14 protein-coding genes and 1 riboswitch are annotated in these 12,012 nt (G+C 62.4%); of the genes, 8 read left to right on the forward strand and 6 right to left on the reverse strand.

Annotation, left to right across the window (positions count from 1 at the left end):
• Window positions 1–31 precede the first annotated feature (31 nt).
• Window positions 32–862: an EAL domain-containing protein gene (locus C2L64_RS14560; protein WP_007738165.1), complete on the forward strand. Its 831-nt coding sequence runs from the start codon at window positions 32–34 to the stop codon at window positions 860–862.
• Here the strand turns inward: C2L64_RS14560 and C2L64_RS14565 are convergent.
• Window positions 859–1,683: an IclR family transcriptional regulator gene (locus tag C2L64_RS14565; protein WP_090837713.1), complete on the reverse strand. Its 825-nt coding sequence runs from the start codon at window positions 1,681–1,683 to the stop codon at window positions 859–861. The genes C2L64_RS14560 and C2L64_RS14565 overlap by 4 nt on opposite strands.
• Window positions 1,684–1,804: 121 nt before the next feature.
• Between C2L64_RS14565 and C2L64_RS14570 the strand changes: the two genes are divergently transcribed.
• Complete coding sequence (locus C2L64_RS14570; protein ID WP_090837711.1) at window positions 1,805–2,995, forward strand: acyl-CoA dehydrogenase; 1,191 nt, start codon at window positions 1,805–1,807, stop codon at window positions 2,993–2,995.
• Window positions 2,996–3,257: 262 nt separating this feature from the next.
• On the opposite strand, the gene C2L64_RS14575 is transcribed toward C2L64_RS14570, so the two are convergent.
• Window positions 3,258–4,295, reverse strand: coding sequence for a GSU2403 family nucleotidyltransferase fold protein (locus C2L64_RS14575; protein WP_090837709.1), 1,038 nt, complete (start codon window positions 4,293–4,295; stop codon window positions 3,258–3,260).
• Between the two features lie 246 nt (window positions 4,296–4,541).
• Window positions 4,542–5,180, reverse strand: a complete 639-nt coding sequence (locus C2L64_RS14580) for a peroxiredoxin (RefSeq protein ID WP_007584917.1) — start codon at window positions 5,178–5,180, stop codon at window positions 4,542–4,544.
• A gap of 393 nt (window positions 5,181–5,573) precedes the next feature.
• On the opposite strand from C2L64_RS14580, the gene C2L64_RS14585 reads away from it, so the two are divergent.
• The 3 genes from C2L64_RS14585 (at window position 5,574) to C2L64_RS14595 (ending at window position 6,913) form a co-directional block, all read left to right on the forward strand.
• The gene (locus C2L64_RS14585; protein ID WP_007584918.1) at window positions 5,574–5,876 is read left to right on the forward strand and encodes a DUF883 family protein; all 303 of its coding nucleotides are present in this window, start codon (window positions 5,574–5,576) and stop codon (window positions 5,874–5,876) included.
• Window positions 5,877–6,009: 133 nt separating this feature from the next.
• Window positions 6,010–6,393 (forward strand): phage holin family protein, encoded by a 384-nt coding sequence (locus C2L64_RS14590; protein ID WP_007584920.1) that lies wholly within the window; start codon window positions 6,010–6,012, stop codon window positions 6,391–6,393.
• Window positions 6,394–6,436: 43 nt separating this feature from the next.
• Window positions 6,437–6,913 (forward strand): DUF3318 domain-containing protein, encoded by a 477-nt coding sequence (locus tag C2L64_RS14595; protein ID WP_090837707.1) that lies wholly within the window; start codon window positions 6,437–6,439, stop codon window positions 6,911–6,913.
• A 58-nt stretch (window positions 6,914–6,971) separates the two neighbouring features.
• Here the strand turns inward: C2L64_RS14595 and C2L64_RS14600 are convergent, their stop codons facing one another.
• The 3 genes from C2L64_RS14600 to glyA all read right to left on the reverse strand — a co-directional run bounded on the left by C2L64_RS14600 (window position 6,972) and on the right by glyA (window position 9,315).
• Complete coding sequence (locus C2L64_RS14600) at window positions 6,972–7,397, reverse strand: pilus assembly FimT family protein (RefSeq protein ID WP_090837739.1); 426 nt, start codon at window positions 7,395–7,397, stop codon at window positions 6,972–6,974.
• 172 nt (window positions 7,398–7,569) lie between these two features.
• A complete protein-coding gene (nrdR, locus tag C2L64_RS14605; RefSeq protein ID WP_007584925.1) occupies window positions 7,570–8,061 on the reverse strand; it encodes a transcriptional regulator NrdR in 492 nt (163 codons plus the stop codon).
• A 6-nt stretch (window positions 8,062–8,067) separates the two neighbouring features.
• Window positions 8,068–9,315, reverse strand: a complete 1,248-nt coding sequence (gene glyA, locus C2L64_RS14610; RefSeq protein WP_007733414.1) for a serine hydroxymethyltransferase — start codon at window positions 9,313–9,315, stop codon at window positions 8,068–8,070.
• Between the two features lie 184 nt (window positions 9,316–9,499).
• A riboswitch (ZMP/ZTP riboswitch) is annotated at window positions 9,500–9,614 on the reverse strand.
• Between the two features lie 211 nt (window positions 9,615–9,825).
• Here glyA and ydfG point away from each other — a divergent pair.
• From ydfG to tolQ, 3 genes are all read left to right on the forward strand, one after another.
• Window positions 9,826–10,572, forward strand: coding sequence for a bifunctional NADP-dependent 3-hydroxy acid dehydrogenase/3-hydroxypropionate dehydrogenase YdfG (gene ydfG, locus C2L64_RS14615; protein ID WP_090837705.1), 747 nt, complete (start codon window positions 9,826–9,828; stop codon window positions 10,570–10,572).
• A gap of 123 nt (window positions 10,573–10,695) precedes the next feature.
• A complete protein-coding gene (gene ybgC / locus C2L64_RS14620) occupies window positions 10,696–11,166 on the forward strand; it encodes a tol-pal system-associated acyl-CoA thioesterase (protein ID WP_007584936.1) in 471 nt (156 codons plus the stop codon).
• A 165-nt stretch (window positions 11,167–11,331) separates the two neighbouring features.
• Entirely contained in the window at window positions 11,332–12,009 is a 678-nt protein-coding gene (tolQ, locus tag C2L64_RS14625; RefSeq protein WP_090532318.1) for a protein TolQ, read from the forward strand.
• The last annotated feature ends 3 nt before the right edge of the window (window positions 12,010–12,012 follow it).

Raw genomic sequence — 12,012 nt, forward strand, 5'->3', positions numbered from 1 at the left:
GCCGCGATCCAAGTCCGCTCCCCACGTATTCATGATCCCGCTGACCATTCCCGAACTCGTCGAACGCGCTTCCACTCACCCGTTTCTCGGCGAGCATCTGAGAATGGGCACAGGCCCACGCAGCGGCGAAGCCATTGCGACTTACGGCGACGTCGAGCTCGGCAGCAGCTATGAACCGATCTTCGACATCTCGGTGCATGCGCTCGCGCAGTCGCTGTCGTCGTCGCCCGATAGTGCGGACCGTTTCGGCGACGAACTCGGGGTCCAGGCCGTCACGCAACTGGCCGACGGCACACCGCTCGACAGCTTCGACCCGTTCGACCATGTACCCGACGACCAGCAACTGGTCGCGCTGGACCGGATGTCGCGCGCGATGCACGCAGTCAACTTCTTCGGCCTGCAGCGGCACGGCCTGCTGTTCCTGCGCGTGCACGAGCGGCTGCTAAAAAGCGTGCGCTACGACCACGGCCGACATTTCTCGGCCGTGCTGATGTCGTTTGGATTGAATCCGTCGCGAGTCGTGATCGAGCTACCGTCTGCAGCTGTCGCGCATAAGACGTTTCTTGGTTATCTGACCAAGAGTTACCAGCACTATGGATTCAAGGTCGCCGGCAACCTGCCGAACGCAGGGCAGATCCTGTCCGTGTCGGACATGGCGAGGCTGGACTTCATCAAGATGGACGCCGCTTCGGCGTTGCGCGATTCGATGGTGAAGCCGCTGGTCAGCTATGCGAATCGGCTAAAAATTCCGTTGATCTTCAATCGCGTGGCGACTGAAGCGCAGTTCGATCTGTTGCAGCAATACGATGTGCGGTTCGTGCAGGGGCCGTTGTTCGTCGTGCACGACAACGGGACGGCTTAAGCTTGTTCTGGGGCCGGCCCCAGACGGCGCGCCAATGCTTTCAGACGCGGCGCGACCATCTCCCGAAACACGCTCTCCCCCATCGACGACGCCGGGCCGCTACAGCTCAGCACCAGCAGCCGCCCATCGCGCGGATCACTGAACGGTACGGCTACGGCATTGACGTCGTCGTGCCAGTCGCGAAACGAATAGCAGCAGCCCTCTCGCGCGAACGTCTCGATTTCCTCTTGTGCCTGCGCCACCAGTTGCGCGCCTTCGTCGCCCGCTGCGCGCTCCAGTTCGGCCAGCAGCGCGGCCCGCGCGTCGGCGGACTGCACGGCAAGATACGCGCGGCCCATTGAACTCGTCAGCATCGACAGCTTCGAACCGGACGCGAGCCCGAGCGTGAGCGCCGTCTCGCTGCGAATCGTCTCCAGGTAAATCATGTCCAGACCGTCCCGGCAACCGAGAGACACGGCCGCGCCGACCTCGCGCGCGAAGTCGCGCATGTGCGGGCGCGCGAGCTCGAGCGTATCGGTGCCCGAAAGCAACGCAAAACCGAGCGACAGCACACCGGCATCAAGCGCGTACTTGCCGAGCGCCTCGTCGAAGCGCAGATAGCCAAGCACCGTCAATGTGTAGGCGAGCCGGTTCACCGTCGCTTTCGGCAAGCCCGTGCGCTCGACAAAGTCGCGATTGCCCAGCAGCGTCTCGCCCGGACGGAAGGCGCGCAGCAGATCGAAGCCGCGCGCCAATGCGACGACGAACTTGCGCTCGTCGACGGGATCGGACGCACGCGCCGAAGCGGACATTGGGGATGTTATGGATGCAGGTTTCGCCATCGGGTGCTAAACTCAGTCGTCGTTTTGCAAAACATTGTTTCGCAGAGCGGAACTCAAGTCAAGCATGAGATCAGAATGCGGCGTTTCGGTGCTCCGCTCTGATCGATTCAGGAGATACGTCATGGCAGCCGCCGCGCAATTCAATTGGGAAGACCCGCTGCTCCTCAACCAGCAGCTCACGGAAGAAGAACGCATGGTGCGCGACGCCGCGCACGCCTACGCGCAGGACAAGCTCGCGCCGCGCGTGCTCGAAGCGTTCCGCAACGAGAAAACGGACGCCACGATCTTCCGCGAGATGGGTGAACTGGGCCTGCTCGGCCCGACCATTCCCGAGCAATACGGCGGCCCCGGCCTCAACTACGTGAGTTACGGGTTGATCGCGCGCGAGGTGGAACGCGTGGATTCAGGCTACCGGTCGATGATGTCGGTGCAGTCGTCGCTCGTGATGGTCCCCATCTTCGAATTCGGCTCCGACGCACAGAAAGACAAATATCTGCCGAAGCTCGCGACGGGCGAATGGATCGGCTGCTTCGGCCTGACCGAGCCGAACCACGGCTCCGATCCGGGCAGCATGGTCACGCGGGCGAAGAAAGTCGATGGCGGCTACTCGCTGTCCGGCTCGAAGATGTGGATCACGAATTCGCCGATCGCGGATGTGTTCGTCGTCTGGGCGCAGCTCGAAATCGACGGCAAGGATGAGATTCGCGGCTTCATCCTTGAGAAAGGCTGGAAGGGCTTGAGCGCGCCTGCGATCCACGGCAAGGTCGGCCTGCGTGCGTCGATCACGGGTGAGATCGTTCTCGATGAAGTGTTCGTGCCGGAAGAGAATCTGATGCCCGGCGTGAAGGGCTTGCGCGGACCGTTCACCTGTCTGAATTCGGCGCGCTACGGCATTGCGTGGGGCGCGCTCGGCGCGGCGGAAGACTGCTGGCACACCGCGCGTCAGTACACGCTCGATCGCAAGCAGTTCGGCCGGCCGCTCGCCGCGAACCAGCTGATCCAGAAGAAGCTCGCCGACATGCAGACGGAAATCACGCTCGGCCTGCAAGGCGTGCTGCGCCTTGGCCGCATGAAGGACGAAGGCACGGCTGCCGTCGAAATCACGTCGATCATGAAGCGCAATTCATGCGGCAAATCGCTCGACATCGCGCGCATGGCGCGCGACATGCTGGGCGGCAACGGCATCTCGGACGAGTTCGGCGTCGCGCGGCATCTGGTGAATCTGGAAGTCGTGAACACGTACGAAGGCACGCACGATATTCACGCGCTGATTCTCGGACGCGCGCAGACGGGCATTCAGGCGTTCTTCTGACGCTCCGCGATTCGTCGCAAAGCGTTCCGGCAGGCTGCACGTGCAAAAAGCCCGCGTTCCCGTTGAAGCTACCCGTTCCACAAAGGTGTTGGTAAAAGGGATGTTGATTGACTGGAAATCCCGCCGCATAACGTTGGCGGGATTTTTCTGTGCAACAAGAATCTCCAGATGAGGGTGACGCGGCTGCCGGAGGGCGAGGCGTCGCCGAAAGCAGGTTTGCCGCGCGTGCCTCTCACTCTTTGTTCATCTGGAATCACCCAAGCTAAGCGCGGGCGCCCAAATCAGTCAGAAAATCTCGGGTGCGCTCCGACAAGCTGGGGGCGAGACTCAGGACCCGGGTGGCCGCCATGGCAACCCGGGGACGCGCGCTCTCCTCCAGCTCGTTGGCAGCTGTCGTCAACCAGTCTGGAAACTTGTCTGTCAGCGCGTCAATTAACACCGCGGCCTGCCGTCGGTCCTTATCGGCTTTGAGCGCATGCGACGGGTCGCGAAGCGTGCTGACGATTAGCTTGTGAAGAGCAAACCTCGCGGGGTCCGGCAGCATCACTGGGACGACGTGTTCCTTGCCGAGGACAAAACCGCGCGCCGGGTTTGATACCAGATACTTGAAGTACGGAAGTCCCGTTGCGTGTGCGCGCAACTGGGGCAAGGCTTTCGTCTCGTACGCCTCGGTACCCGGCACGAGCAGATCCACCTTGAGGGGCTGTCCTCGAGCCTTGAACGAGGTTGAGGGCTTTCGTGAGTCCAGCTCCGGCACCTCGAGAAAGGGAATACTGCTGTCACGCAGGATGTCGAGAAAGCTACGGTCGTCCGGGATGGCCACCGAAATTGTCCCCGCGCTGCCGATGTCGATATCCTCGGTCCTGTAGTTTGCAGGCAGACGAACACCGAGGCTGTTCAGGAGCGCGCCGAATGCGTGGGAGCCGACGAGCAGTCCGCCGTGGCTGAAGATGCCGGCGTTAAAGAGCGTTGCGACGGTTAGCGCCGAAGAATTGTCGGCAGCAGCAAAACCTGCTTTGCGCAGAATCTGGACGTCGGTGGCAAGCACGCGCATCTCCGTGCTCTCCAGCAGTTTCGCCTCGAGCGCAGCGTCGGTGGCAGGTTCTCCCGCGCGGCCCAGTGAGGTTTCCTTATGCTTTCCTGACGCCAGATAAACCCGCCAGTAGATGTACGTTTTCCCGTCGACGGTCTTCTGCGCAGCGGAGCCCGGAGAATGCAGCGGGACGTGTGATTGCGTGCTGGCGCGCTCGGTAACAGAGGAATACAACGTCTGCAGTGCGTCGTTGTGGAAACTGGCCATGGCTAAGGAGACCCATTATACCCTATAATTTTATACTAAGGTATAAAGATCTGTCCGTCAAACTTATACCTCGATATTGAATTACAAGGGATAATTCCGTTCGGCTTGCGAGTCGGGAAATGCCCTCGCGGCGCATGACTATCGCGCGAGCGAGAGTGAGACACTGCCCGTTTCAACACCTTTGTGGAACGGGTAGCCCGTGAAGAACGCGGGCTTTTTGTTTTGAACCGTGCAAGAAGCGGAAGCTTACTTGTTCGGCTGCGGCGTCATCCGCAGATACGGACGCAGCGCCTTGTAGCCCTTCGGGAACTTGCGCTTGATCTCTTCCTCGTCCTTCAGCGACGGCACGATCACGACGTCGTCGCCATGCTTCCAGTTGCCCGGCGTCGCGACCTGATAGTTGTCCGTCAGTTGCAGCGAGTCGATCACGCGCAGCACTTCATCGAAGTTACGGCCGGTGCTGGCCGGGTACGTGATGATCAGACGCACCTTCTTCTGCGGGTCGATGATGAAGAGCGACCGGACCGTCAGCGTGGCGTTCGCGTTCGGATGAATCATGTCGTACAGTTCCGACACCTTGCGGTCGCCGTCGGCGAGAATCGGGAAGCCGACGCTCGCGGCCTGCGTCTCGTTGATGTCCTTGATCCACTCGCTGTGCGATTCCTTGCTGTCGACAGACAATGCGATCGTCTTCACGCTGCGCTTGTCGAATTCGCTCGCGAGCTTCGCGGTCAGGCCGAGTTCCGTCGTGCAGACGGGCGTGAAGTCGGCGGGGTGCGAAAACAGGACGCCCCAGCTGTCGCCGAGCCATTCGTGGAACCTGATGCGGCCAATGCTCGACTCCTGCTCGAAATCGGGTGCGACATCGCCAAGACGTAGACTCATAGTGCAGCTCCTTGAAGTTGTTCGAATGATTTGCCCGTCCGGCCGGACGAGGGACGAAAATTAGAGCATACGGGATCAGGGCGTGCACTTCTAACGAACATTGGCTGCAACACTTATCAGGTTTTGTAATTTTCTTGCGGATGTACGAAACTTACCGGGACAGATCAACTCCATCAAACGGTGGCGTGTTCTGCAACACGTTGAGCGGGACCGTCCGAAGCGGGCAATATGAAACGCTTGTGACGTTCGGGAACGCTTCATGCAACGGCGTTCGGGTATTGCGCGCTTCACGCGTAGCCCATGACGCACGGTCAGTCGTAAGGTCTGCTGGCTCGCCAGCGCCCGTTTCTATGGTTTACGATTCACGCGTAGCGTGCACGAAGGGAGCAGTCAATGTCGGAAGTCAACAAGGAGAGATTGATGTCGGATATCAAAACCGTACTCGCAGACGCGGAAGATCTGCTGAAGCAGGCCGCGAGCGCCACAGGCGAACGCGCTTCTGAACTGCGCGAGACGGCGCTCTCGCGTCTCAAGCAGGCGAAGGAAAAGGCAGCCGACGTGCAGGTTGTGGTCGTCGAAAAAGGCAAGAAGGCCGCGCGCGCCACCGACGACTATGTCCACGAACATCCGTGGGCATCGATTGGCATTGCAGCCGGCGTCGGCGTGCTGGTGGGCCTGTTGATCAATCGCAAGTAACGCGTGTGAAAAGCGCGCGTGAAGCAACCGGCTGCGACGTCGAGCGGCCGGTGCGCTTCGCTGACAGGCGGACGGGCGCACGCGCCCTGTCTGCACCTTCTTCGCGCATCCTCGCGCGCAATACGCTGAAGCCATGATCGATACACAAACGCAGAGCGGGGACCGCGGGCCATTGCGGCGCATTCTCAGTTCGTTCTTTTCGATCCTGCAGACGCGGCTCGAACTGATCGGCATCGAGCTGGCCGAAGAAAAAGACCGGCTGCTAATGGTGCTGTTCATGGGCCTGGCCGCGATGATGCTGGCAACCATGGCGCTGATCGCGCTGACTGCGCTGATCGCGATTGCCTTCTGGGACACTTACCGGTGGCAGTCGCTCGCGGGCATCACGATTGTCTATGCCATCGCGGCGATCGTCTGTGCGCTGCGGGCGCGCAGCGGCTTGCACAACTCGCCGATGATCTTCGAAGCCACGCTCAACGAATTCGAGAAAGACCGCGAGATTTTCCGCAAACGCTGAACGCAGCGCAGCTCTTTTCGCTGTCCATTGCCATCGATCAATCATGAGTCAGGTCCATTCCGAGAACGCATTCCGCAGCCGCCGACCGACCGCCAAAGACTTGAGCGCGCCACATCTGCGCGCGCTGCGCAAGGAACTGCTGATCGTGCGTGCGGACGTCGAGCGCATGCAACTCGCGCAGGCGACGCTCGATCTGCGCAACGCCGTCACGCATTTCAGCTGGCTCAAGTTCATCGTGCCGGGCTTCGCCAGCGCGATGCCTTGGGGACGCCGGCGCGGCGCGTCGGCGGGGATCGGCGCGCTTCTCAAGGAATATCCGCTGATCAGTTCGATCGCCTCGCTGGTGCTCGCGAAACCGATCCGCGCCACCGTGTTCGCGACCGCGAAGCCCGTGCTCAAATGGGGCAGCGTCGGCCTCGCCGCGTGGGAAGCGTTTCGCATCTATCAGCAGGTGAAGCGCGAATCGCATAAGCGCGGGGCATCGACGGCGGCGTCCAATGCCGATATGAGCCCGCCCTGATCGGGCGCGTTTCGAATATCACTTCATCGACTAACGCGCGCCCCAGCAATCGTCGGGGTCAGCGCTCGCTGTGCTTCTGTTCGACTGTGAGCCTGTCGCGTCGAGTATCAACGTGCCGCACGCGTCCTCTGCCATCGGGCCGGTCTCCGAAGGCTGCGCTGGTGAGCGCGCCAACGATGCTGACGGGCGCAAGGTCGGGCTGCGTGCGCAACGGATAGAAGCCGCCACCGCGCTCGATCATCACGGCCCATCCACAAGACCAGTCGATGACGCCCGTTTTGCACGACTGCCCCGCCGCGAGACAGCGCCGCGCGGCATCGATCCGGCACACGGTTACGCGCGCGTCGACCTGATCGCGCACGCGCCACGCAACGAACGACGGCACCGTCAACGTCGCGACGATCGCGAGCAACGCAATCACGACGAGCGTTTCGAACAGCGTGAACCCGCGGCACACACGCGGCGCATGAGCATTCCGTTTCATCAGCATTCCTCGATTTCCGCCAAGAATGCGACGACTCTAACGATGCGCAACCGCGCCCACAATTAGCCGGATGGCCAGGTGGCGGATGCACGAATCCCTGCACGAGAATGTCCGTGCATCAGGTGAATTCGCGGCAGAACTTCAGGGAGGGAAAATGCGGATGCGCGAACAATCAGCGCTTGCGGGAAGGCTTCGCGGGCGCGGCCGGAGCGTTCATCCGGCGAAACTCTTCAATGACGTCCTCGAACTCTGAGACGTCTTCGAAACGCCGGTATACGGAAGCAAAGCGCACGTACGCGATGGTGTCGAGGGCGCGCAGCTCGTTCATCACGAGCTCGCCCAGACGCTCGCTGCGCACTTCACGCTCCCCGCTGCCGAGCAGCTGATACTCGATGCGCGACGCGGCGGCGTCGATGGCGTCGGCAGCAACTGGACGCTTGCGCAGCGCCAGTTGCATGCTTGCCACGATCTTGCGGCGATCAAACTCCGTGCGGCTGCCATCCTTCTTGACGACCGAGGGCAACGCCAGCTCGACCCGCTCGTACGTCGTGAAACGCTTGTCGCAGGCCGGGCAGCGCCGGCGGCGCCTGATCGCGGCGCCGTCCTCGGACACGCGCGAGTCGACGACCTGTGTATCGTCATGCCGGCAGAAGGGGCAGCGCATGGTGGCTTAGCGGTAGACCGGGAAGCGTTGGGTCAACTCGGCGACCTGCGCGCGCACGCGCTCGATCGTGGCCGTGTCTTCCGGGTTGTCCAGCACGTCGGCGATCAGGTTGCCGACCTGCTCGGCTTCCTTCGTGCCGAAGCCGCGCGTCGTCATGGCGGGCGAACCGAGACGCACACCGCTCGTCACGAACGGCTTTTCCGGGTCGTTCGGAATCGCGTTCTTGTTCACGGTGATGTGCGCCGCGCCCAGTGCCGCTTCCGCTGCCTTGCCCGTGATCTTCTTCGCGCGCAGGTCGACCAGCATCACGTGGCTTTCCGTGCGGCCCGACACGATGCGCAGGCCGCGCTTGACGAGCGTTTCAGCCAGCACGCGCGCGTTGTCGACCACGTGTTGCTGGTATTCCTTGAACTCCGGCGTCAGCGCTTCCTTGAACGCGACAGCCTTGCCCGCGATCACGTGCATCAGCGGCCCGCCCTGGATGCCCGGGAAAATGGCCGAGTTGATCTGCTTCTCGAACTCCGCCTTCATCAGGATCACGCCGCCGCGCGGGCCGCGCAGGCTCTTGTGCGTGGTCGTCGTGACGAAGTCGGCGAACGGCACCGGATTCGGGTACACGCCCGCTGCGATCAGACCGGCGTAGTGCGCCATGTCGACCATCAGGTACGCGCCAACCGACCTGGCGATCTTCGACAGGCGCTCGAAGTCGATACGCAGCGCAAACGCCGATGCGCCCGCGATGATGATCTTCGGCTTGTGCTCCTGAGCCAGCTTCTCAGCGGCGTCGTAGTCGATGTCCTCAGCCTCGTTCAGACCGTAGCTGACGACGTTGAACCACTTGCCCGACATGTTGACGGGCGAGCCGTGCGTCAAATGGCCGCCATGCGCGAGGCTCATGCCCATGATCGTGTCGCCCGGCTTGAGCATCGCGAAGAACACACCCTGGTTCGCCTGCGAGCCCGAGTTCGGCTGGACATTCGCGGCTTCGGCACCGAACAGCTGCTTCACGCGGTCGATCGCCAGTTGTTCGACGACGTCGACGTATTCGCAGCCGCCGTAGTAGCGCTTGCCCGGGTAGCCTTCGGCGTACTTGTTGGTGAGCTGCGAGCCCTGTGCGGCCATCACGGCCGGGCTCGTGTAGTTTTCCGATGCGATCAGTTCGATGTGCTCTTCCTGACGGCGGTCTTCGTCCTGGATTGCCTTCCAGATTTCCGGATCGACATTGGCGATGGTGCTTTGGGCTTTGTCAAACATGCTGGTTCCGTTAAGTGTGTTCAGGTTGACCGGATCGTGCGCAGGTCGGGTGCCGGGAGCGTATTGGGTACGCAGCACTGCTGGCCACCGCTGATGGTGGGAGCCTTGACGCGGCGTATGAAGGAGGTGCCGCACACGCGAGTCAGGACAACCACCGGCAGCGCAAACGACGGCGCGCGCGAAACATGGCTGCCCAGGCGAACGGCAAAACGGCACCCTGCGCTTCACGGTGGGACGCTCCACCTTGAACCCGTCAGGCTTGACAGCATGGGGTTCTATCGCCAGTCACGCAGGGGTGAGCGCGTTAGTTTATTGGAACCGGGTCGAATAGGCAACCGAGGCAACCGAGCCGGCCGGCGCGCTGCCACGGCGGCCAGAAGCCCCGGCCTGCCGTGGCAGCAGCCGCCCGGCGCTCCGCCCGAACGTGCCTTCGCGCGGCGGGGTCATTCTTGCCGCATCGCCGCATTGGAAGTAGGCTTGTGGCCTTTCTTCACCGACCAGGGAACAGCAATGATCGTGTTCGTCACCGGCGCGTCCGCAGGGTTCGGCGCCGCTATCGCCAGGGCTTTCGTCAAGGGCGGCCATTGCGTGGTCGCGACCGCGCGCCGCAAGGATCGCCTGCAGGCGCTCGCCGACGAGCTCGGCGAAAACCTTCTGCCCTTCGAACTGGACGTGCGCGACCGCGCAGCCGTCGAAGCCGTCCCCAACGCCCTGCCCGCCGACTTCGCCGCCGTCGACGTGCTCGTCAACAACGCCGGCCTCGCGCTCGGGCTCGAGCCCGCGCAACGTGCCGAGCTCGACGACTGGACGACGATGATCGACACCAACTGCACGGGCCTCGTGCAGGTCACGCGCGCCTTCCTGCCGGGGATGATCGAGCGCAGCCGCGGGCATGTGTTCAATCTGGGCTCGGTGGCGGGCACCTGGCCGTATCCGGGCGGCAACGTGTACGGCGCGACCAAGGCGTTCGTGCGCCAGTTCAGCCTGAACCTGCGCGCCGACCTGCACGGCACGCCCATTCGCGTGACGGACATCGAGCCGGGCCTGTGCGGCGGCACCGAGTTTTCGAACGTGCGTTTCCGCGGCGACGACGAGAAGGCTGCGGGCGTCTATCAGAACGTCCAGCCGCTCACGGCCGAAGACATCGCCGATTCGATCTACTGGATCGCGACGCGCCCCGCGCACGTCAACATCAATACGATCGAGTTGATGCCCGTCGCGCAGTCGTTTGCCGGCCTGAACATCCATCGCGGCTAGGTTTCATGGGCGCGCCGCGTCGGCTGGATCTTGCGGCAGCGACGCGGCGCCCGTCTTGCAGGTCGAACGCAACCGGACACGAAAGTGCCGCAAAAATGCGGCGCGCTTTTGCGTTCCGGTAAAATGCGCGCCATGAATATGTCTGACAGTCAGTCCGGCGCGGAAATCGGCTTTGTCTGGCCGATTCGCGTGTATTACGAAGACACCGATGCCGGCGGCATCGTGTTTTACGCGAACTACCTGAAATTTTTCGAGCGCGCGCGCACCGAATGGCTGCGCGCGTGCGGCGTCGATCAACGCAAGCTGGCCGAAGAATCGGGCGCGCTCTTCGTCGTGCGGAGCACCGCGCTCGACTATCGCGCGCCTGCCCGGCTCGACGACATGCTGCGCATCGTCAGCCGGATCGAGCGGCTTGGCCGCGCATCGGTGGATTTCGCTCAGGAAGCCTGGCGCGACGATACGCTGCTGGCAACGGGCACGATCCGCGTCGGCTGTGTCGACTCGCAATCGATGAAGCCAGCCGCCATTCCTCCGCCGGTTCACGCCGCGTTGCGGCGCGAACCGGGCCCCAGCGTGTCAACGGCGAGTATTTGAGCGTCGTTGTTAGCTGGACAGTGAACTCGTAACGGTCATAACAAGACCAAGCATGGTTCGGCGAAGAACCCGCCGAAGCTTCCGGTTTGCCAACTGAATGCCAACCGAACGCTTCGACCCACCTTGCAGCCGGACGCCCCACCCGGGACGTTACAACGAACCTCTATGAACACTACACAAGATCTGTCGATCATTTCCCTCGTTCTCAATGCGAGCCTGCTGGCGCAGGCAGTGATGGCGCTGCTGTTGCTGCTGTCGCTGATGTCGTGGACTTTCATCTTCCGCAAGTGGTTTGCGATTCGCCGCGCACGGGCGCAGACTGAACGCTTCGAACGCGATTTCTGGTCGGGCGGCGACCTGCAGGCGCTGTATCAGAGCGCCGCGAACAACCGTCACACGATCGGCGCGCTCGAACGTATTTTCGAGTCGGGCATGCGTGAGTTCCTGAAGGGCAAGGAAAAGCGTCTCAACGATTCGGGCGCGATTCTCGACGGCGCGCGCCGTGCCATGCGCGCCGCATTCCAGCGCGAAATGGACGTGCTTGAGGCCAACCTCGCGTTCCTCGCATCGGTCGGGTCGGTCAGCCCGTATATCGGTCTGTTCGGCACTGTGTGGGGCATCATGAACGCGTTCCGCGGCCTCGCGAACGTCCAGCAGGCCACCCTCGCGAACGTCGCGCCGGGCATCGCCGAAGCGCTGACCGCAACGGCCATTGGCCTGTTCGCCGCTATCCCTGCCGTGGTCGCCTACAACCGCTACGCGCACGATATCGACCGCCTCGCGATCCGCTTCGAAACCTTCATCGAAGAGTTCTCGAACATCCTGCAACGTCAGGCCCATTAAGGA

The sequence above is a fragment of the Paraburkholderia hospita genome (assembly GCF_002902965.1).
In the GTDB taxonomy this organism is placed as follows: Bacteria; Pseudomonadota; Gammaproteobacteria; order Burkholderiales; family Burkholderiaceae; genus Paraburkholderia; species Paraburkholderia hospita.

What these genes read in the sequence shown, in the direction of transcription:
- C2L64_RS14575 (WP_090837709.1), bottom strand. Translation starts at nt 4,295, where the DNA reads ATGGCCAGTTTCCACAACGACGCACTGCAGACGTTGTATTCCTCTGTT.
- glyA (WP_007733414.1), bottom strand. Translation starts at nt 9,315, where the DNA reads ATGTTTGACAAAGCCCAAAGCACCATCGCCAATGTCGATCCGGAAATC.
- C2L64_RS14600 (WP_090837739.1), bottom strand. Translation starts at nt 7,397, where the DNA reads ATGAAACGGAATGCTCATGCGCCGCGTGTGTGCCGCGGGTTCACGCTG.
- C2L64_RS14595 (WP_090837707.1), top strand. Translation starts at nt 6,437, where the DNA reads ATGAGTCAGGTCCATTCCGAGAACGCATTCCGCAGCCGCCGACCGACC.
- C2L64_RS14585 (WP_007584918.1), top strand. Translation starts at nt 5,574, where the DNA reads ATGTCGGAAGTCAACAAGGAGAGATTGATGTCGGATATCAAAACCGTA.
- ydfG (WP_090837705.1), top strand. Translation starts at nt 9,826, where the DNA reads ATGATCGTGTTCGTCACCGGCGCGTCCGCAGGGTTCGGCGCCGCTATC.
- C2L64_RS14560 (WP_007738165.1), top strand. Translation starts at nt 32, where the DNA reads ATGATCCCGCTGACCATTCCCGAACTCGTCGAACGCGCTTCCACTCAC.
- C2L64_RS14590 (WP_007584920.1), top strand. Translation starts at nt 6,010, where the DNA reads ATGATCGATACACAAACGCAGAGCGGGGACCGCGGGCCATTGCGGCGC.
- tolQ (WP_090532318.1), top strand. Translation starts at nt 11,332, where the DNA reads ATGAACACTACACAAGATCTGTCGATCATTTCCCTCGTTCTCAATGCG.
- C2L64_RS14565 (WP_090837713.1), bottom strand. Translation starts at nt 1,683, where the DNA reads ATGGCGAAACCTGCATCCATAACATCCCCAATGTCCGCTTCGGCGCGT.
- nrdR (WP_007584925.1), bottom strand. Translation starts at nt 8,061, where the DNA reads ATGCGCTGCCCCTTCTGCCGGCATGACGATACACAGGTCGTCGACTCG.
- ybgC (WP_007584936.1), top strand. Translation starts at nt 10,696, where the DNA reads ATGCGCGCCATGAATATGTCTGACAGTCAGTCCGGCGCGGAAATCGGC.
- C2L64_RS14570 (WP_090837711.1), top strand. Translation starts at nt 1,805, where the DNA reads ATGGCAGCCGCCGCGCAATTCAATTGGGAAGACCCGCTGCTCCTCAAC.
- C2L64_RS14580 (WP_007584917.1), bottom strand. Translation starts at nt 5,180, where the DNA reads ATGAGTCTACGTCTTGGCGATGTCGCACCCGATTTCGAGCAGGAGTCG.